17 protein-coding genes are annotated in these 19,769 nt (G+C 55.9%); 12 read left to right on the forward strand and 5 right to left on the reverse strand.

Annotation, left to right across the window (positions count from 1 at the left end):
* Positions 1 to 43: 43 nt before the first annotated feature.
* Positions 44 to 1,204, reverse strand: coding sequence for a Gfo/Idh/MocA family protein (locus tag K5Y32_RS15880; RefSeq protein WP_192412630.1), 1,161 nt, complete (start codon positions 1,202 to 1,204; stop codon positions 44 to 46).
* Positions 1,205 to 1,471: 267 nt separating this feature from the next.
* On the opposite strand from K5Y32_RS15880, the gene K5Y32_RS15885 reads away from it, so the two are divergent.
* Together K5Y32_RS15885 and K5Y32_RS15890 are read left to right on the forward strand one after the other, a co-directional pair.
* On the forward strand, positions 1,472 to 2,350 hold the full coding sequence (locus K5Y32_RS15885; protein ID WP_222185030.1) for a BadF/BadG/BcrA/BcrD ATPase family protein: 879 nt from the start codon (positions 1,472 to 1,474) through the stop codon (positions 2,348 to 2,350).
* 18 nt (positions 2,351 to 2,368) lie between these two features.
* Complete coding sequence (locus K5Y32_RS15890) at positions 2,369 to 3,490, forward strand: ROK family transcriptional regulator (protein ID WP_222185032.1); 1,122 nt, start codon at positions 2,369 to 2,371, stop codon at positions 3,488 to 3,490.
* Between the two features lie 159 nt (positions 3,491 to 3,649).
* Here K5Y32_RS15890 and K5Y32_RS15895 read toward each other — a convergent pair whose 3' ends face one another.
* A complete protein-coding gene (locus K5Y32_RS15895) occupies positions 3,650 to 4,741 on the reverse strand; it encodes an ABC transporter ATP-binding protein (protein WP_222185034.1) in 1,092 nt (363 codons plus the stop codon).
* Positions 4,742 to 4,754: 13 nt separating this feature from the next.
* A complete protein-coding gene (locus K5Y32_RS15900; RefSeq protein ID WP_222185036.1) occupies positions 4,755 to 5,354 on the reverse strand; it encodes a GNAT family N-acetyltransferase in 600 nt (199 codons plus the stop codon).
* A gap of 528 nt (positions 5,355 to 5,882) precedes the next feature.
* Between K5Y32_RS15900 and K5Y32_RS15905 the strand changes: the two genes are divergently transcribed.
* The 4 genes from K5Y32_RS15905 (at position 5,883) to K5Y32_RS15920 (ending at position 10,381) form a co-directional block, all read left to right on the forward strand.
* Positions 5,883 to 7,226, forward strand: coding sequence for an extracellular solute-binding protein (locus tag K5Y32_RS15905; RefSeq protein WP_222185038.1), 1,344 nt, complete (start codon positions 5,883 to 5,885; stop codon positions 7,224 to 7,226).
* 59 nt (positions 7,227 to 7,285) lie between these two features.
* Complete coding sequence (locus tag K5Y32_RS15910) at positions 7,286 to 8,158, forward strand: carbohydrate ABC transporter permease (protein ID WP_222185040.1); 873 nt, start codon at positions 7,286 to 7,288, stop codon at positions 8,156 to 8,158.
* Entirely contained in the window at positions 8,158 to 8,973 is an 816-nt protein-coding gene (locus K5Y32_RS15915; protein WP_222185042.1) for a carbohydrate ABC transporter permease, read from the forward strand. Before K5Y32_RS15910 ends, K5Y32_RS15915 begins: the two co-directional genes overlap by 1 nt.
* A gap of 79 nt (positions 8,974 to 9,052) precedes the next feature.
* On the forward strand, positions 9,053 to 10,381 hold the full coding sequence (locus K5Y32_RS15920; protein ID WP_222185044.1) for a glycoside hydrolase family 28 protein: 1,329 nt from the start codon (positions 9,053 to 9,055) through the stop codon (positions 10,379 to 10,381).
* 76 nt (positions 10,382 to 10,457) lie between these two features.
* Here K5Y32_RS15920 and K5Y32_RS15925 read toward each other — a convergent pair whose 3' ends face one another.
* Positions 10,458 to 11,528 carry a tartrate dehydrogenase gene (locus K5Y32_RS15925; protein ID WP_222185046.1) on the reverse strand — a complete coding sequence of 357 codons (1,071 nt, stop codon included), beginning with the start codon at positions 11,526 to 11,528 and terminating at the stop codon, positions 10,458 to 10,460.
* Positions 11,529 to 11,613: 85 nt separating this feature from the next.
* On the opposite strand from K5Y32_RS15925, the gene K5Y32_RS15930 reads away from it, so the two are divergent.
* Positions 11,614 to 12,519: a LysR family transcriptional regulator gene (locus K5Y32_RS15930; RefSeq protein WP_222185048.1), complete on the forward strand. Its 906-nt coding sequence runs from the start codon at positions 11,614 to 11,616 to the stop codon at positions 12,517 to 12,519.
* Between the two features lie 25 nt (positions 12,520 to 12,544).
* On the opposite strand, the gene K5Y32_RS15935 is transcribed toward K5Y32_RS15930, so the two are convergent.
* Positions 12,545 to 14,500: a sigma-54-dependent Fis family transcriptional regulator gene (locus K5Y32_RS15935; RefSeq protein ID WP_222185050.1), complete on the reverse strand. Its 1,956-nt coding sequence runs from the start codon at positions 14,498 to 14,500 to the stop codon at positions 12,545 to 12,547.
* A gap of 197 nt (positions 14,501 to 14,697) precedes the next feature.
* Here K5Y32_RS15935 and K5Y32_RS15940 point away from each other — a divergent pair, with 197 nt between their 5' ends.
* From K5Y32_RS15940 to K5Y32_RS15960, 5 genes are all read left to right on the forward strand, one after another.
* Positions 14,698 to 15,717 carry a Gfo/Idh/MocA family oxidoreductase gene (locus K5Y32_RS15940; RefSeq protein ID WP_222185052.1) on the forward strand — a complete coding sequence of 340 codons (1,020 nt, stop codon included), beginning with the start codon at positions 14,698 to 14,700 and terminating at the stop codon, positions 15,715 to 15,717.
* Positions 15,717 to 16,496 carry a TIM barrel protein gene (locus tag K5Y32_RS15945; protein ID WP_222185054.1) on the forward strand — a complete coding sequence of 260 codons (780 nt, stop codon included), beginning with the start codon at positions 15,717 to 15,719 and terminating at the stop codon, positions 16,494 to 16,496. Before K5Y32_RS15940 ends, K5Y32_RS15945 begins: the two co-directional genes overlap by 1 nt.
* An 85-nt stretch (positions 16,497 to 16,581) precedes the next feature.
* Positions 16,582 to 17,496: a substrate-binding domain-containing protein gene (locus tag K5Y32_RS15950; RefSeq protein ID WP_222185056.1), complete on the forward strand. Its 915-nt coding sequence runs from the start codon at positions 16,582 to 16,584 to the stop codon at positions 17,494 to 17,496.
* Positions 17,497 to 17,744: 248 nt separating this feature from the next.
* Entirely contained in the window at positions 17,745 to 18,509 is a 765-nt protein-coding gene (locus K5Y32_RS15955) for a glycosyltransferase family 25 protein (RefSeq protein WP_222185058.1), read from the forward strand.
* 9 nt (positions 18,510 to 18,518) lie between these two features.
* Complete coding sequence (locus K5Y32_RS15960) at positions 18,519 to 19,763, forward strand: O-antigen ligase (RefSeq protein WP_222185060.1); 1,245 nt, start codon at positions 18,519 to 18,521, stop codon at positions 19,761 to 19,763.
* The last annotated feature ends 6 nt before the right edge of the window (positions 19,764 to 19,769 follow it).

Raw genomic sequence — 19,769 nt, forward strand, 5'->3', positions numbered from 1 at the left:
CGCGCCGCTACGGATTGTAGCGGCGCAATTTATTGCGCGTGTCTTACGCGGTTGCTGCTTTCCCCAGGTTGGCGTCAAATTTTTTCCAACTCTCCGTCATATCCACCACGGTTTTCGATTTACGCGCTTCATCGATTTTGATCGCAGTGAGGCCCGCTTCCAGTGCGTCCACCACTGAAACCTTCAGCGGCGTTCCCTGTGTAATGTGTTTCACTATCTCTTCTGCCATCAGCGCATCCGCGCCGTAATGGCCGTCATAGGCGTTGCCGTCATACTCGGTATCCACTTCGCGTGCACCGGTGCGCGCGTTGTGCACGCGGAAGTAGTTACGCACGAAGTCACCTTCGGCCATGCCATCGGTGCCCATCACGCAGAAGCGGCGGAACTCATCCGGTACATTAAGGTTGGCGTGGAAGGCGAGGGTCGCGCCACCGGCATACTCAATCAGCGCGGTTTGGTAATCGACGATGTCGGCATCGCCGTCAAACACCGCATCGGTACTCGACCAGCCGCTCGGTTTAACGTGATACACCTCTGACTGTGCTGTTACCGCACCTTTAGGCGCGTGCTGTGGGGTGAAGTTTTTGCGTCCGCCAAAGCTGGCAACACGAACCGGACGCTCGCCGACCAAACCCTGGTAAAGATCGATATCGTGGCAGCATTTTTCCAGAATATACGGGCCGGCGTACTTCTCCAGACGACGCCAGTCGCGCTGGAAGAACGCACCGTGATACGGCTTGATGTGTTCGGTGGCTTCAATTGAGGTGATTTCGCCGAGGCGATTTTCATCACGCGCGGTGAGCAGGTCGCGATAGAGCGGCGAGTAGCGCAACACCAAACCGACCAGAATGCGCTCGTGACCATATTGCTGCACCAGCTGCGCCATCGCCATGGTCTGCTCTTCGTTGATCACCACCGGCTTCTCGGTGAACACCGTGTAGCCCGCCGCTAAGCCCTGACGAATGTGTTCAAGGTGCATAAAGTTCGGCGAACCCACCAGCAGCAGATCAAAGCCGCCGTGTTGCAGCAGCGCATCCACGCTAGCAAACGCGGTGCCCGCGTCGATGCCAAAGCTGTGCAGATTCGGTAATCCCGCCGGAGCGGGATCGACATAACCCACCACGGAAAACGCTGTGTCGGCTTTGTTGAACTCTTTCACCACATGGGAAAGACGAAAGCCCAGACCAATAATGCCCACTTTCATGTTGTACCCCTGAAGCCCGTTGCCTTTAAGCCGCCCGACCTGTCAGGCTGCTGATAATCTGACCGCTAACTTATTACGACAGAAAAACTAATGTCAATCCGTGTGGCGGATCTCAAATGGTGAAAAATTGTTATTCATTTGATTTATATAAATTTTAATTAACTATACGGATTGCCTATTTATTTATTATTGCGATTTAAGTTTTTTTCCCCTATCTTTCGCACATCTATAAGCGTCATACCGTTTCGGACTGGCAGGAGGAAGCGCGTGCAATCACTAATGCTGGGTATTGATGGCGGTGGTACGCACTGTCGTGGACGCCTGACCGACAGCGCCGGACGCCTGCTGGCGGAAGCCAAAGGCGGTCCCGCTAACGTCTGGTCGCAGTTTGATGCCGCCATCGTGGCCATTGATCAGGTCATTGACGATCTATTTACGCAGGCGAATTTACCCGTTGAAGCGCGCGACCGCACGGTGATCGTCGCCGGTTTGGCGGGCGCGAACGTCGCCTCGGTGCAAAGCCGTCTCGCCAGCTGGCAGCCACGCTGTCAGGCGCGCTATCTGTTTACCGATGTCGAAATCGCCTGTGCCGGTGCGCACGCCGGTGCGCCAGGCGCGGTGTTTATTATTGGCACCGGCAGCCAGGGCGCGGCCTGGGATGGCACGCACTTCACGCTGCTCGGCGGCTGGGGTTTTGCCCTGTCAGATGCCGGTTCGGGTGCGATTCTCGGCCAACGCGCGCTGCGGCTGGCGCTACTGGCGCACGAAGAGATTGTGCCCGCCTCGGCGTTAACGCAGCGCATCATGGCAAGCTATCAAAACAGCCCGGAACAGCTGCTGATGTGGTCGAAACAGGCGACACCCGCTGATTGGGGCCGCGTGGTGCCTGAGGTGTTCGCTGCCGCGCAGCAGGGCGATGTGAACGGCACAGCGCTGGTGCAGCAATCCGCCGCGGATATCGTGCAGATGGTGCAGCCGCTGCTGGCGCGCAGCCACGGCAAGCTGGCTTTGATGGGCGGATTAGCCGCGCCCATTCAGGCGTGGCTACCGGCGGATATCGCCGCGCTGCTGGTGCCGCCGCAGGGCGATGCGCTGAGCGGTGCGCTTCGCCTGGCCATGCAGTTCAGCCTGACACTTCCCGCTTAACTTCAGATAAAGAGGCTCATGAGCGCTCCCAACGTAACCGCGCGCATTCTGCGGCTGATTGTCGAAAATGCGCCTATTAGTCAATCCGATCTCAAAGTGCGCAGCGGCCTGAGCATGTCGACGGTGTCGCAAGCCACCAATCGTCTGCTGACCGGCGGCATCGTGCAGGAGTTAGGGCTGCGTCGCGTCTCGATGGGGCGTCCCAAAACGCTGCTCGGCCTCAATCCGGATCACGCCAGCGTGGTGGGGATTCAGCTCAACGCCGAACGCAATCTGATGGTGCTGACCGATCTCAGCGGCAACATCATCGGCGAGCAGCAAATTCCTTCCGGCGCGATGACGCCCAAGCAGCTCGGCGATGCGCTGGCGAAGTTTTTGCGCGGCGTTGAGGGCAAAAAGGTTGGGGCGATTGGTCTGGCGCTGTCGGGCTTAGTCGATGCCAGCAACGGTGTTTGCGTGCTGTCACGCGCGCTGGGCTGGGATAACGTGCCGATTGCCCATCTGCTGGAAGAGCGCTTCTCGCTGCCGGTATTTATTGAAAATGACGCGAACGCGCTGGCAATGGCGGCGCTGGTGTTTGGTCAGCTCGGCCATGCGCAGTCGGCGGTGATTGCCACCTTTGGCAAAGGCATCGGCGCGGGAATTCTGCTTGATCGCCAGCTCTATCGCGGTCGTCACGGCAAAGCCGGAGAGATTGGCGTTTCGCTGCTGGGCGATGGTTCTGAGCGTCTGCTGGAGGATGTGGCGTCGTCACAGGCGATTCTGCAGCGCGTGGCGTCCACCAGCAAAGAAGAGGTGCCGCACACGCTGCGCGATCTCGATGTGCGTCCAACGCCGGAGGTGCTGAGCGCGCTGGCCGAGGCCGGGCAGCATTTGGGAATGTCGCTGGCGAATCTGTCGGTGGCTTACGATCCGGACGTGGTGTATCTGGCGATGGAGCCGCAAATGGCTTCGCGCATTCTGCTCGACCACATTACGCAGAGCTTCCAGACCTACCGTTTGAAGCTGACGCCGCACATTACGCCGCTGCAGTTCCTCACCGAATCCAATCGCATGTGGGCGCAGGGCGCTGCCGGGTTTGCGGTGAATAAGCTGCTGGATTTGTTGGCCGCGCAGGCCGATGAAGAGATCGCATTGTAGTTTTGTGCGCGCGTTGAGACGGTCGCCATGAATGGCGCCCCTACAAAAAACCCGCCGAATAATCGTACGTTCGCCATGAATGTGCGCCCGCACAAAAACTCGGCGAATAACGTAGGGTCGCCATTCATGGCGACCGTCCTCACCAACGCACCGCCGTCCTCAACGTAACCGCAAACCCTGCTCATCAAACAACAAACAATTCCCGGCGCACAGCTGATAACTCAGCCTCTCGCCAATCGCGTGTTCCGCCACGTTACGCTCCTCAATCACCAGCAGCTTCTCTTCGCCGATATCGAGATAGAGATAATTGGTGTGTCCCAGCATCTCGCTAAACGACAACTCGCCGCTGAAACTCAGGGCATCCTCGTTGCTGCTCACTGGCTGGAAATGCTCCGGGCGCACGCCCAGCGTGATTTTCTGCCCTTCGCGGCACGACGCGACGATCGGTAGCCTGAGCTGATTAATGCCCAGCGCCGGCACGCGTAACTGCACCGCGCCCGGTGTGATCGCTGCCACTTCGGCAGTGAGGAAATTCATCTTCGGCGAGCCAATAAACCCGGCGACAAACAGGTTATCGGGATCGCGATACAGCGCCATCGGCGCGCCGACCTGCTCAATGCGGCCCTGACGCAGCACCACAATGCGATCCGCCAGCGTCATCGCCTCCAGTTGATCGTGCGTCACGTAGATCATGGTGTTGCCCAGCGAAGCGTGCAGGCGAGCAATCTCGATGCGCATCTGCAAACGCAGCTCGGCATCAAGGTTCGACAGCGGTTCATCAAACAGAAAAATGCGCGGATGGCGGATTATCGCGCGGCCAATCGCCACGCGTTGCCGCTGTCCGCCGGACAGCGCGCGCGGTAAACGATCAAGAAATTCTGTCAGATGCAGGCGCGCCGCAGTCTGTTTGATCGCCTGCTCAATTTCCGCTTTCGGGCGCTTCATCACTTCCAGCGGATAGGCCAGATTGCCGCGCACCGTCATGTTCGGGTAGAGCGCATAGGACTGAAACACCATGGCGATACCGCGCTCGGTGGCGTGCTGATCGGTCATGTCGGCACCTTCAATCAGCAACTTACCGTCGGTGATCTCCTCCAGCCCGGCAATCATGCGCAGCAGCGTGGATTTCCCGCAGCCGGAAGGGCCGACAAACACCACGAATTCGCCGCTGTTAATGGTGAGATCGATGCCGTGAATCACGTTCACATTTTCGTAGGACTTCTTAACGTTTTGCAGATGCAGGCTGGTCATGCGATGCCTCGACTCAGAGAAGTTGGCCCATATAAATGGCGTTGCTGCGCACAATCGGCGTGAAGCCAAGGCGCTGATAAAAGCCGCACACCTGCTCGTTCTGCAGGCTGACGCCGAGATAAACGCCCGGCACGCCCGCAGCACGCAGATCGTGTAGCAGCTGTTCAATCAGCTTGCGGCCCCAGCCACCTTGCTGCGCGGCGGGTAACAGATTGATGTGCAGATGCGCAGGCCACTGCGTCACCAGCTGATCCGCTGCCGCATCGGGCTGATGAATCGCTTCCAGCACTTTGCTGTCGAGCGGCGCCTGCGGCGCGTAATCGCGATACTGCTGTTGCAGCTGTGGCCACCAATCAGTATTCAACTTTGCTTCGAAGGCGCGCGTATCGGGCGCGGCGACCGCGTAGCCGACTACCTCGCCGTGCTGTTCCAGCACATAAGCAAATTCGGGCGCAAAGCGCGCGTAGGGAATGACAAAGCGCAGGCCGGGCAGCGCGGGATCGGAGTAGAGCGCGCTGGCATCGGTGCCGGCATTGGCGGTCTCTAAGCAGATGCGCGACAAGGCGGGAAAATCTGCCTCGCTGGCGCGACGAATAACACCTTCAGCCGTCATGGTGGAGCCTCTGTGGTCAGGAGATGAACAGATTTTACGGTAAAGAAAGCCGACTTAGTTTTCAAGGTGTAATAATTGCGCTGGCGCACAAAGCTGATGCGAACTATAACCACAAAGCATGACTGGGCGGCTGACAAACTCACGCGCAACGCCGGTATGAGCGCTGGTTGAAAGCACATTGCCTTTCGCTCACCTATTGCTGTGATGATAACTATAGGATTTTCGTATGCTCTATCAGTGAGTTAAAGCGGCTAGCTTGCCTGAGTGATTTATACTGATGCTCAGGCTTTACTCTGCAGCGCTGTCCGGTTTGCGCGCTGAATCGCAGCATCCTCTGCTGTTCTGGCGGCTTTTCTTCTTACTCTTTGCACTGTATCACAGAGCAAAAATTCCGCAGTGGCGATGTTTGACTTTCTTTTGTGCATAAAGTAAGTATGAATTATGTGCGTTGTTGCTGCTGAATCAACCTGCCGGGAATCGCAGGTGTCGAGATGAAGGGATGCCAGTCATCTGTTGGAGAAACCGAGCATGATGTGTGATTCAACCAATCGTCCTTCCCGTTTGCAAAGCTCACTGCGCACCGTGTCGCGTCTGGTCTCCGCCGGGATTCTGCTCGGTGCGACTATGGCAGCCGCGCAGGCCGTTACCCTGAATGAGTGGGACATTTACAACTATCCGCAGCAGACCGAAGCGGTGGATGAAGCGGTAAAAGCGTTCCAGCAAAAGAATCCGGGCATTGTGATTCAGCGTTCGGTGCACTCCTTCGAAGACACGCGCATTCCGCTCAAGCTAGCGCTGACCGCCGGTGACGGCCCGCAGATTGCCCAAGTGAATCAGGGCGGCGGCGATATGGGCTCGCTGGTGAAAGACAAGCTGCTGTGGCCGCTGGATGATTACGCCAAAACCTACGGCTGGACCACGCGCTTCCCGGATTCGATTTTGAAACGTAACCGCTGGTCAGATAAACAAGATTTCGGTAGCGGCAAACTCTACGGCGTGGCGAGCCTCGGCGAGATGGTGGGTTTGTATTACAACAAAGCGCTGCTGGATAAAGCCGGTGTTGCGGTGCCTAAAACCTTGCCGGAACTCGAACAGGCGATGGAGAAACTCAAAGCCGCCGGCACACCGCCGATGATGCTCGGCCTGCTCGACGGCAACATGGGCCAGCAGCTGCTTAGCACCTTGTGGGAAGCGCAGATTGAGAGCAGCGACCGGAAAAAACTCGACGATCTGATTTACGACGTGGGCGGCACGTTCAAAGACGACAAGCTGGTGAAAGCCGCCAATATGATGAAGGGCTGGAACGACAAAGGCTATCTGTTCCCCGGCTTCCAGGGCATTGGGCATGACGATGCGGCGACCCTGTTCCAGAATGGTCAGGCAGCGTTCCTGGTGAGCGGAACCTGGTATCTCGGCCAGTTTAAAGACAACAAAGATCTGCACTTCGCTGCGATGCCAGCGGGCGAGGGCGTGCAGCATCCGCTGATGGTGGGTGGCACCGATCTGGCGTTCTCCATCACCAGCACCGCCAAAGACAAAGCGCAGCAGGATGCCGCAGCGAAGTTCATCGATTACATCGTCTCAGATGAGATGGCGAACCGCTGGCTGAAAGTGGGCTTCCTGCCGGCCGGCACCAGCAAAAATGCGCAGATTCCGGCGGATAACCCGCTGCTGGCAGAATCGTATCAGGTGTGGGTGACGCTGAATGACAACGATGGTCTCGGCCATTATCTCGACTGGGCCACGCCAACCATGAACGCCGAGCTGAATCAGAATGTGCAGCTGCTGCTGGCGGGACGTCAAACCGCCGACCAGATGGTGATCAACTTCGATAACAACTATCAACGTTACCTGAAAACCCTCAAGCACTGATGACGTACGGCCCGGCGTAAGTGGCCGGGCCGCGAACAGGCCCGCAAGCGAGTACGGTTATGCTGAATAAATCTGCCTGGCGCAATGCGCTCTATCTTCTGCCCGCGGTGCTGGTGTATGCGGTGTTTCTGCTGATGCCGCTGTTGGCCTCATTAGGAATCAGCTTCACCGAATGGGACGGTACCTCGTGGCCGATTTTCATCGGCATGGGCAACTATCTGCGCATGTTCCAGGATCCGGTGTTCTGGGTGGCGCTCGGCAATAACGCCTTGCTGATGCTGTTCTACACACTCTTTCCGATTGGCGTTGGACTGCTGCTGTGCAGCTTCCTGTATGAGACGCGTAATAATAAAGAGCGCAGCGTGCTGCGTATTCTCTTCTTCCTGCCGTACATCATGCCGATGGCGGTGCTCGGCGTGGTGTGGCGCTGGCTGTATAACCCGGCGTTTGGCCCTATCGATCAGTTCCTGCGCGCCCTGGGTTTGCCGCATCTGGCGAAGTCGTGGCTGGGTGATTTTACCTGGGCGCTACCCGCGGTCGGCTTTGTCGCCACCTGGTACTTCTTCGGTTTCTGCCTGGTGCTGTTTATGGCGGGCTTGCAACGCATGGATCCGTCGCTGCTGGAAGCGGCCGATCTCGATGGTTCATCACGCCGGCAGAAATTTATGCGCATTACGCTGCCGTCGCTGCGTCCCGAACTGCGTATCGCGCTGCTGCTGACGGTGATCGCCAGCCTGAAAGCCTTTGATCTGGTTTACGTGATGACGCAAGGCGGACCGGGCACGTCCACCATGGTAACCAACATCTTTATGTATAAGCAGGGCTTTGACCTGCACTACTTCGGCTATGCCTCCGCCGTGGCGGTGTTCAGTATGCTGATTGTGTTGATGATCAACGGCTTAATTCATCTTTGTTTACGGGAGCGTCACTGATGCGCGGCACGCCAACTGTCTCACGCGCGCTGATCTGGATTGTCGCGCTGATGACCATTCTGCCGTTTTTAATGGCGCTGATGACCTCGTTCAAAACCCAGATGGAGCTGTTTCAGGGCGTGTTCACTTTGCCCTCATCAATCAATTTTAAAAACTATGTCACCGCGTGGCAGCAGGGACATTTCAACGTCTACTTCATGAACTCGGTGCTGGTGGTGATTCCGGTGGTGATCTGCAGCATTCTGCTCGGCATTCTGGCGGGATTCGGTTTCGCCTGGCTGAAGATCCCCGGCAAAACGATGGTTGCCGCGCTGCTGGGCCTTGGCATGGTGCTGCCGAGTGAGGCCTTTATTATTCCGCTCTATCACGAGCTGCGCTGGATGGGCCTCACCAATACCTATTTGGCGCTGATACTGCCGCAAATCGCCCTGTCGCTGCCGTTTACCACGCTGATGATTGCCACCGCGTTGCAGCAGGTGCCGCGCGAGCTGGTGGAAGCGGCAGTGATGGATGGTGCCTCACGCCGCAAAATTCTCTGGGGCCTACTGGTGCCGGCGATTTGGCCGACGCTGTCCACGCTGGCGCTGCTGCTGTTCATCTGGACGTGGAACGAGTTCCTTATCCCGCTGATTCTGGTGAATAAAGATGAGCTGCGCACCTTGCCGATCGGCATGATGTTTTTCCAGAACAAAAACACCATCGATATTCCGGTGCTGATGGCGGGCGCGATGATTGTCATCCTGCCGCTGGTGGCGGTGTTCCTGGTGTTCCAGCGCAAATTTATCAGCGGCGTCACCGAAGGCGCGGTGAAATAACCATCTTGTCCACCAGCAAAAGGTTTTGGTCATGCGGCGCGTGCTGCAATAGCGCATCGCCGCTATTCAGGAGAACCGCATGCACGTTTCACTGGCTGATTTCTATCCCATCGCCGATGGCGAAACGCTGGATACACACTGCTTCCAGCGCGCACTCAATCATCTGGCAACGCGCGGCGGCGGCACCTTATCAGTGCCGCCTGGCCGCTATCATCTCGGCACGCTAACGCTGGGTTCCAACATTAATCTGCATCTCGAAGCGGGCGCCACGTTGCTCGCCAGCTCACGCGTTGAGGATTATCAGCAGCAGCTGGCACAGAGCCAGGCTGAACTGTCGCAGCATGTGCTGCTGTACGCCGTCGGGCAGCGCAATATCAGCATCAGTGGCAAAGGGGTGATCGACGGTAACGGCGATGCGTGGGTTGCCGCAGAAAAGGACGATCAGGGTTATCGCCTGCCGCGTGCGCAGCGCCCGCGCATCGTGGTGTTTGAGGATTGCGAGCAGGTGACGCTGGAAGATTTCACCATTATTCAGGCGCCGATGTGGACGGTACATCTGGTGAGTTGCCGCCATGTGCACGTCGATCATCTCACCATTGATAACAGCATGAGCATGCCGAACACCGATGCGCTGGATATCGACAGCTGTGAAGCGGTGTTTGTCAGCAACAGCTACCTGAGCGCGGCCGATGATGCCATCTGCATCAAAACCAGCCAAAAACCCGCGCATCTGCGACGTGCCGCGCGACAAATCATGATCAGCAACTGCCTGCTGCGTTCCTACAGCTGCGCGTTCAAAATCGGCACCGAAACCTTCGACGACGTGGAAGATGTCACCGTCTCCGGCTGCACCATCTTTGATTCCAACCGCGCGATTGGCTTGCTGTCGCGCGATGGCGGCCAGTTCCGCCGGTTGCTGTTCAGCAATATCACGCTGGCCTGCCGTCACGCGCCGCCGTGCCATTGGGGGAAGGCTGATGCGCTGTTTGTTTCAGTGCGCGCGCGTGATCCAGCGATAGCGCCGGGCAGCATTGAGCAACTGCAATTCAGCAACGTCAGCGGTGTGATGGAAGGGGCAATTAACCTGCATGCGGAACAGCCGGGACAGATTCGTGATGTGATGCTGACGAATGTGCAGCTGCGGCAAGTGGTGGCGACAGGTGCGGATCAAGGGCATTACGATGTGCGCCCGCCGTGTAATCCGGAATCGCCGACCGGCATGGGCCTCGACAATGCGTACAAGTTGGATAGCGCATCCGGTTTAGCGTACGGCGTCGCCGCTTATCCGGATGGCTTGCCGGGCTTGTTTGCGCGCGGCGTGGAGAATCTGCAGTTAAATAACGTGGCGATTACGCGTCCGCAGCCGTTGCCGCCCGGCTGGCATGCGGAAACGGTGCAGATTTCGTAGGGTGCGCACCTGTAGTGAGGTCGCCATAAATGGCGACCCTACAACGGCATGGCGGGCATTTATGCGCACCTGGATATTACAGCGCCTGTGCGATAGCCGCGCCCAGCTCCTCGGTTGACGCGCTGCCGCCAAGGTCGCGCGTCAGGCTGTTGCCCGTTGCCAGCGTGCGCTCGATGGCATCCAACACCGCCGCGCCCGCTTCGGCGTAACCGAGATGCTCCAGCATCATCGCGCCGCACCAAATCTGGCCAATCGGGTTGGCAACGCCTTTACCGGCGATATCGGGCGCCGATCCATGCACCGGCTCGAACAGGCTGGGGAATTTACCTTCCGGGTTGATGTTGGCCGAGGGCGCAATGCCAATGGTGCCGGTACAAGCCGGGCCGAGATCCGACAGGATGTCGCCAAACAGGTTGCTTGCCACCACCACGTCGAACCAATCCGGGTGCAGCACGAAGTTGGCGGTAAGAATATCAATATGATATTTATCGACTTTCACTTCAGGATAGCTCGGTGCCATCGCTTCCACGCGGCTGTCCCAATACGGCATGGTAATGGCGATGCCGTTGGATTTCGTAGCAGAAGTAAGATGCTTTTTCGGGCGCTTTTGCGCCAGTTCGTAGGCAAATTTCAGGATGCGATCGACGCCAATGCGCGTCATCACCGTTTCCTGAATCACCACTTCACGATCGGTGTCGGGGAACATGGTGCCGCCCACCGACGAGTATTCGCCCTCGGTGTTTTCACGCACCACGTAGAAATCGATATCGCCCGGCTGACGATTGGCCAGCGGCGCTTTGACGCCCGGCATCAGGCGCACCGGGCGCAGGTTGACGTACTGATCAAACTCGCGACGGAACTGCAGCAGCGATCCCCACAGCGACACGTGATCCGGCACCACATCCGGCCAGCCCACCGCGCCAAAGTAGATGGCATCGAACTGGCTGAGCGTGGCGAACCAGTCATCGGGCAGCATTTTGCCGTGCTGCTGCCAATATTCGGCGCTGGCGAAATCAAACCATTGCCACTCCAGCGCAATATCAAATTTCTTTGCCGCTGCATCCATCACGCGGATGCCTTCCGGCATTACTTCTTTGCCAATGCCATCGCCAGGGATGACGGCGATTTTATAGGTTTTGCCGCTCATAGAGGTTCTCGCAGGTTGCTGTTGATGTTCTGTACGCAGTATAACCCTGCATCTGTGGGAAATAATTAGCCTGAGCGATAAGCCAATGTTGAATAAAAGTAGAGAATCGCGCACTTCAACCGACGATCTGGCCTTCTTCGTGCGCGTGGCGGCGCTGGACAGCTTAACCGCCGCCGCACGCGAACTCGGCTTATCGTTACCGGCGGTGAGTAAGCGGCTGAGCCAGCTTGAGCAGCGGCTGGGCGTGCAGCTGCTTAAGCGCACCACGCGGCGGCTGGAGCTGACGGCGGAGGGCAAACGCTATCTGGAGGGTGCGCGTCCGCTGCTCGATCAGCTAGCGGAGCTGGAAGAGTCGGTGAGCAGCCAAACGTCGGTGCTGCGCGGCTCGCTCAACATCAACGCCTCTTTCGGCTTTGGTCGACGTCACGTCGCACCTTGCGTGTCACGTTTTGCCGCGCTGCATCCGGAATTGGCGATGAGTTTGCAGCTCAGCAGCCAGCCGCTCAATTTTCTTGATGCGCGCGTGGACATTGATATCCGCGTCGGCGAGCCGCCCGATGCGCGACTTATCGCCCGTAAGCTGCGCACCAATCCGCGCGTGCTGTGCTGCTCGCCAGCGTATGCCGCGCGCCACGGCATGCCTGCCAGCATCGCCGCGTTGGCGCAGCACAACTGCATTTTGCTGCGCCAGTTTGACAGTGATTTCGCGCTGTGGCGTTTAGGCGATGGCACCCAGCAGCTGACGCAGAAGGTGCGCGGCAGCTTAATCACCAACGATGGCGAAGTGGCGATGCAAATGGCGTTGGATGGGCACGGCATTCTGTTGCGTTCGTGGTGGGATGCGCAGCACAGCATCAAGCGCGGTGAATTGTTGCACGTGCTGCCAGCGTGGAGCGCCGCCGATGGCGATATTTTTGCCGTTTGGCAGCCGCAGCGTCAGCTGCCGGCGCGGATTAGTGCGTTTGTGGATTTTTTGCAGGTGGCGTTGTAGATGGGCGAGGGTAAGCAAGCCGCACCTACCCACGCCGCAATCCCGCCACATCCACCTGCCACTGATTCAGCTTGTTATACAGCGCGGTGCGTGAAATCCCCAGCAGCTGCGCGGACTGGCGCAGGTTGCCTTTTTGCTCGCGCACCACCTGCATCACATGCTGACGCTCATTCTCCTGCAGCGAGGTCAGTTCGCTGGCGACAGGCGCGCTACGCTGCACCATCTCTTCCGGCAGATCGTGGCGATCAATCTCCAGCCCTTCACACAAATTCACCATGCGCTCGACCAGATTTTCCAGCTCGCGCACGTTACCGGGCCAATGCCACGCCTGTAAAAAGCTCATCGCCTCGGTGGAGAGCTGCGGCGCGATGCGCTTCAGCCGGGTGCAGAGCGCCTGAATAAAGGTATTCACCAGGCCGGGAATATCCTCCTGACGCTCGCGCAGCGGCGGGATCTCCAGCGAAATCACATTCAGGCGATAGTAGAGATCGCGGCGGAACGCGCCTTTTTCCACCGCATCCAGCAGATTGCAGTGGGTAGCGGCGATGATGCGCACGTTGACCTTGATGGGATGGGCCGCGCCGATTCGCACCACTTCGCCCTCCTGCAGCACGCGCAGCAGGCTGGTTTGCGCCTCGAGCGGCATCTCGCCAATCTCATCAAGGAACAAGGTACCGCCATCCGCCAGCTCAAATTTGCCCGCCGAGCCACCGCGCCGCGATCCGGTAAAAGCGCCGTCGACATAGCCAAACAGTTCGCTCTGCACCAAATCACGCGGCAGCGCGCCGCAGTTCAGCGCGATAAACGCTTCCTGCTGGCGCGGACTGGCGTTGTGAATCGCCTGCGCAAACAGCTCTTTGCCGGTGCCGCTTTCGCCGGTTAATAACACCGTGCTGTCGCTGCGGCTGCTGGCGCGCGCTTTCTGAATCGCTTGCAGCACGCGCGGCGCGTGCCCGCGAATCATCTCAAAGGTGTAGCTGGCGCCCACGCCCATCACGCGGCGCGTAATGGCGCGGATACGTTGATTCTCGCGCAGCGATAGCACGCGGCCACCGTCGGGTGCGGGCATCAGCGAAATCAGGCAGGAAAGCGGATTCACGCCATCCGGCATAAATTGCAGCTCGCGGTCATTGCAAAACGGCATGGTGAGCAGCGATCCGCCTTGCGGTTGCAGCAGCACGTCGATCGGCCCGGCGCTGGGATCGAGGCCGCTAAAGATCTGGCGCGCATAGCGGTTCAGCGTTTTGATGCGGCCGTGACGATCGCAGACGATCACGCCTTCGTTCAGGGTTTCGAGGATCGACTGCTGCTCGGCCAGCAAACGGCGCAGCATCAGCTGCTGACCAACCGCTTCGGCTGCCGCCTGCACCGTGCCGAGCGTATGCGCATTAAAGTTGTCGGGCGTTGCGGTCAGCGTTAGCACGCCCAGCAGCTGGCCGCTGGCATCGCGCACCGGTGCGGCAGCACATTGGCGATGGCGTTTGCGCAGATCGAGCTTCCAGTTTTCGCCGCTCAGCACATACACCAGCCGCTGTTCAATCAGGCAGCGCGCGGTGCAGTTGGTGCCGAGCACCTCTTCGCGCAGGATGCTGCCGACCGGCGTCAGATCCGCGCCGCAGAAGTGCAGCGTCACGCCTTGCGCATCGGTCAGATTGATGTGGCCATCCGGGTTATACGCCAGCAGGTTTTCCATGATGCTGCGCGCCACGAGGATCAACTCGGCGTTATGCTCAAGGATCGCCGCCAGTTCTGCGGCGGGCGGCGAGACATAGGTAAAGGTGGCGGGATCGATCGCGCGCTGCTGCGATCGTTGCCACGACTGCAAAATGCTGTGCCGCATCCAGCCGGGCTGTTCACCGCGTTCGAAGCTGTGCCAGCCCTGCCACAACAACGTGTCCCATTCGCCCACCTCCGCGCTGTCCGGCAAGCTGAAGATCGGATCGCTTTCATCTTTAAACGGCAAACGCTCACTGGCACGCATGTGACACTCCTGAACAAGATGGAATGTCCATTTTATTGACATGTGAAGTTGACATGTAAATTTTGTTGCCAAATTGTGAGCAATATCTGTGTCATGCCTCACATAAAGCGGCGAATTGCAGTTGGCATCGCCTTTGCACTACCGATTGCACATCCCTGCGCTCGAATGAGCATATCCAAAACAATAAGGACTAGGTCATGACATTTCATCTTAAGCCAGTACGCGTCGGCCTGATTGGCGCCGGACGCATGGGCAGCTTCCACGCGGAAAACCTGGCCTGGCGCGTGCCGGGTGCGATCCTCGCAGCGGTGGCCGATCCGCAACCGGGCGCGGCCGACGCGCTGACCAATAAGCTCGGCGTCGCTAAAGCCTATAGCGATCTGCATGCGCTGCTGCAGGATCCCGAAATTGAGGCGGTGGCGATTGCCGCACCGGCGCGTACCCACGCCGAATGGGTGATCGCTGCCGCGAAGGCGGGCAAGCATGTGTTCTGCGAGAAGCCGATGGCGGTGACGCTGGATGAGGCGGATCGCGCTATTGCCGCCGCGAAAGCGGCTGGCGTGGTGTTGCAGGTCGGTTTTAACCGCCGCTTTGATTCCGGCTTTGCTGCAGCGATCGCGGCGGTGAAAGCGGGTGAAAATGGCACCACGCAGCTGAGCCGATCGCTGACGCGCGATCCGGGCCTGCACGATCCTTCGCGTATCCCGCAGTGGACGATCTTCCTTGAAACGCTGATCCACGATTTCGACACGCTGCTGCACTTCAACCCTGGCGCGAAGCCGGTGGAAGTCTATGCGCTGGCCGATGCGCTGGTGCGTCCGGATTTCAAAGACAAAGGCTTGCTCGACACCTCGGTGGTTACCATCCGCTTTGATAACGGCGCGATCGCCACCGCTGAAGCCAACTTCCAGGCGGTATACGGCTACGATGTGCGCGGCGAAGTGTTCGGCAGCAAAGGCATGTTGCAGGCGGGCCACATCAACGCCAATCACTGCGTGCGCTATCACCAGAATGGCATCGCGATTGAAACCTCACGCATGGATTCAGACCTGCTGCGCGAAGCCTATGTGGCGGAGATGGCCGAGTTTGCCCGCTGCATTCGCAGTGGCGAAATGCCGCGCGCCACCGGTGAGGATGCGCGTAACGCGCTGGAAATCGCGCTGGCCTGTATTGATTCGGTGCAGCAGCAGCAACCCATCAAATTGGGAGGTCGCTAATGGCCGGTTATCAGCTTTCGGTATGTGCCGAAATGGTGTTTCTCGATCTGCCTTTTGTCGAGCGCGTGAAACGCATTCATGAACTGGGCTTTGGCGTCGAAATCTGGGGCTGGGCCAACAAAGATATCGATGCGCTGGCGGCGACCGGCGCGCGTTTCACCTCGATGACCGGCTACCTCAGCGGCAACCTGACTGATGATGACGAGATTCAGCAGCTGCTGCAAAGTGCCGAAGCGTCGCTGGCGGTGGCCGAGCGGCTCAACTGTCCGGCGTTAAACCTGCATGGCACCGGGCTGGACGACAAAGGTTTGCCGGTTAAACCGGTAGAAGTGGTTACCGGCGCGATGTGGCTGAAAGCGGCCGACACGCTGCGCAAAGTGGCGCAGCTCGGCGAGCGCGCCGGACGCGTCTTCACGCTGGAGAACCTTAACTTGCCGATTGATCATCCCGGCACGCCGTTCGCCTTGGCCGCCGACACGCTGGCGCTGGTGGAAGCGGTTAACAGTCCGGCGCTGAAGATGAACCTCGACCTGTATCACGCGCAGATTGGCGAAGGCAATTTGATCGAACTTATTCGCCGCTGTGATTCGGCGATTGGTGAGATTCAGGTGGCCGATGTGCCGGGGCGTCAGCAGCCGGGCACCGGCGAGATTAACTATCGCGCCATCGCCCGTGCGCTACACGATGTCGGCTATCAGGGCACCGTGGCGCTGGAAGGCTGGGCCAGCGGTGAAAGCAATGCCGCGCTGCAGCAGTTCCGCGATCATTTCACCCTTTAGCTGTTCTGCCGCCGGGTATTTGCCTGTTGCCCGGCGTTAACTGCATGAAATAAATAATAATATCTCAACCCTACAGGATTAAGCCATGAACATCAGAAATGTGATGCTGTGTCTCTGCGCGCTGCTGCTCAGCCTGAGCGCGAGCGCTAAAACCTTCACCGTCGGCGTCGCGCTGGCTAACTTCGATCTCAACTTCGTTTCGATTCTGCGTACCCAGATGCAGGCAGAGCTGAAAGCTAACCAACTCAACAGCCAGTTTGTCGATGCCAAAGGCGATGTCGCGCTGCAAGTGCAGCAGGTGGATGATTTTGTTAATCAGGGCGTCGATGCCATCATCCTCAATCCGGTGGATACCCAAGGCGTATTGCCGATGATTACCGCGGCGAAAAAGGCTGGCATTCCGCTGATCTTCGTCAATCGTAAGCCCGAAGTGAAGCTGCCAACCGACATGGCGTATGTCGGCTCAGATTCGGCGTTGGGCGGTGAAATGCAGATGGAAGCGCTGGCGAAGAAGATGAACTACAAAGGCAACGTGGCGATTCTGATGGGCGCGCTATCGAACGAGGAAGCGCGCGAACGCACCCGCGCGGTGGAAGCGGTGATCGCTAAATACAAAGATATGAAGGTGATTGAGAAGCAGAGCGCCAAATGGCAGCGCAACGAAGCGGTGGATGTGGTATCGAGCTGGCTGCTGAATCAGCGCCCGATTGACGCTATCGCAGCGAATAATGATGAGATGGCGATTGGCGCTATCATGGCGCTCAATCAGGCGAAGAATGAGAAGATTTTGGTCGCCGGTATCGACGGCACGCCGGATGGTCAACAGTTCGTGAAGAACGGCAAAATGACGCTGACCATTTTCCAGGATGCAAAAGGGCAGGCGACCGGCGCGGTGCAAGTGACCAAAGCGCTGCTGGAGAAGCAGAAAGTGCAGGAATTTAACTGGATCCCGTATCAAACCATCACGCCTGAGAACTATGCGCAGTTTGTGGTGAAATAGTTTGCTCCCTCACTCTAACCCTCTCCCGCAGGCGGGAGAGGGAACAGTTTAGGCTGAACATGTGCCATCAACGTTCCTTTCCTTTTGTTAATCCCCAGAATCAATTCTTCACTTTGCTTACAACATTCAACGAGCCAATTTAGCAAAAAGAGCTGAAAATCGTGGATGTTCGTGTAAAATTCCTCCGTTAAAAACGATTAAGTTTTTGCATGATTTTGTCTTTTTTTTAGCTTAATGCTGAGGCGTAGATGAAGGTTTTTGTCATCAATTTGGAAAAATATGTGGCACGAAAAAATCACGCGTTGACTCAATGCCAGAACATTGGTTTAAGCGCGGAGATTTTTAATGCAATTGATGGACGTTCACTCTCATCTCAGGAGATTGCTGATAAAACTCATCCAGAGCTCTCCGCAGGGTTAACTGAAAGTGAAATCGGATGCGCACTTAGCCATCTCGGTGTTTATCAGCGGATGATAAAAGATAATATCGAGGTTGCATTAATATTAGAGGATGATGTGCAATTTGATCCTCATTCAAGGAATGTCATCAATTATCTAAAAGAACATATCCCGCAACAGCCTACAGTATATTTGTTGAGTGATGTGCGTAAATATATACGTGATGGTAACAATATACCTCATTCTGAACATAAATTGGTCAGTGTTAGTCAGGCTGCACTTGCTCATGCGTATATTATTAATCTGGCTGCTGCAAAAAAAATGCATGCTTTTATGTACCCAGTTTGGCTGGAAGCCGATCGCTGGACTTTCCTGATTGAATGTGATGTGGTAAATATCAAAGCCGTTATTCCTGCAGTCGGTCATTTATCCGAGTTGAGTCATGAATCAACGATTTGGCATTGCGAAGCCGAACTTGAAAGAAAAAAAATCGTCAGAGAACTACGCAAAATCGCAGTGAGTAAGATTAGAAAAAATCGTGCTATGAATATTAAACTGAAAAACGCCTTATGGCGAATTTTTATTCGTCCATTTTTTGAAGTTAAACAGAGCTAAAGGATGTCAATGTCAGTTTTAAATAGAAATAATCTTATTATGCTGCTTCCGTGGCTGGCATTTACTTCACTTATCTCAATTTTGCCGTTAGCCTTTCTTTATGAAAAAGGTGGGCGCGTAATCTTTTATTATTGTGCTTATTTTAGCTTAACGGGCTTGGTTGTCGATTTTTTTAGAAAGAAAAAAATATTGTTAACTGATCTAAAAGCACTGGCCATGCTCATGCTGGGCGCGATATTTATTGGCTGGTCTTTATATGCAAAATATTTACATGGGGAAAAAGGCGAGCTTTACTTCACTGCTGGGAAAAGGTGTGTTCTGGCTTTCATTATTATGACCTATATTTTTCATGTCTATCGTGAAAAATACCTTGGTCAATCTTTTTTAATTAAGAGTTGTATCTTATCTCTTGCTTTAGCCTTTCTTACATCAAGCTCCTTTGCTTTCATACAGGCGCTCACTTCTGACGAAAGAGTTGTGCTCGGAATCAATCGTGCAACACTTACGGCCTATGCTTATTCTGCGGTAACATTAGCGTTAATTGCACTTATTTTACACTCGCTGGAAAATAAGTATAAAAAATTCTACTTCTTATCAATATCAATTATCTCACTTTATGTGATTATGCTGACGCAAACACGCTCGGCAATGGTAATTCATACACTATTTTTATTGTATATGACATTTCGACTTTTCGCTGTAACGCGGAATATTAAGTTTATCAGTCTTGTATCAGTACTGATGCTTATTGCCGTCGGCCTGAGTTATAAAGTTATTGAAACGCGCTTCGATACTACAGTGCAAGAGTATAGAGACTATGAACATGGTAATGATAAAACCTCATTGGGGTCGCGTTTTACCATGTGGAAGATGGGTGTTTTAACATTTGAAAAATCTCCTTTTGGGCAGTCACAAGTTGAACGTAATAATTATATAACAACTTATCTCGATGCACATAACCAAAAAGATTCCTGGGCACTTATTTATATTAATGTACATCTCCACAATGAATTTATTCAGTATGCTTCTTTGTTTGGTGTGCAAGGTGTTTTAGTATTATTTTATTTTTTCTACATTTTTATCATTGCTGAGTTGAGAGTGAAGAAAAAATTAACTCCAATTGCTGCTGCTAGTATTGCTACTCTTTTATATGGCATGACCGATGTGGTACTGACTTCCATTGAGTTTATTGCAATGTTTAGTGTGCTGGTTACGTTGTTAACATTGATAGAGAAGAATGAAAAGCTCCGCTAAGGAGCT

The organism is Pantoea sp. DY-15 (genome assembly GCF_019795935.1).
GTDB classification, from domain to species: domain Bacteria; phylum Pseudomonadota; class Gammaproteobacteria; order Enterobacterales; family Enterobacteriaceae; genus Pantoea; species Pantoea leporis.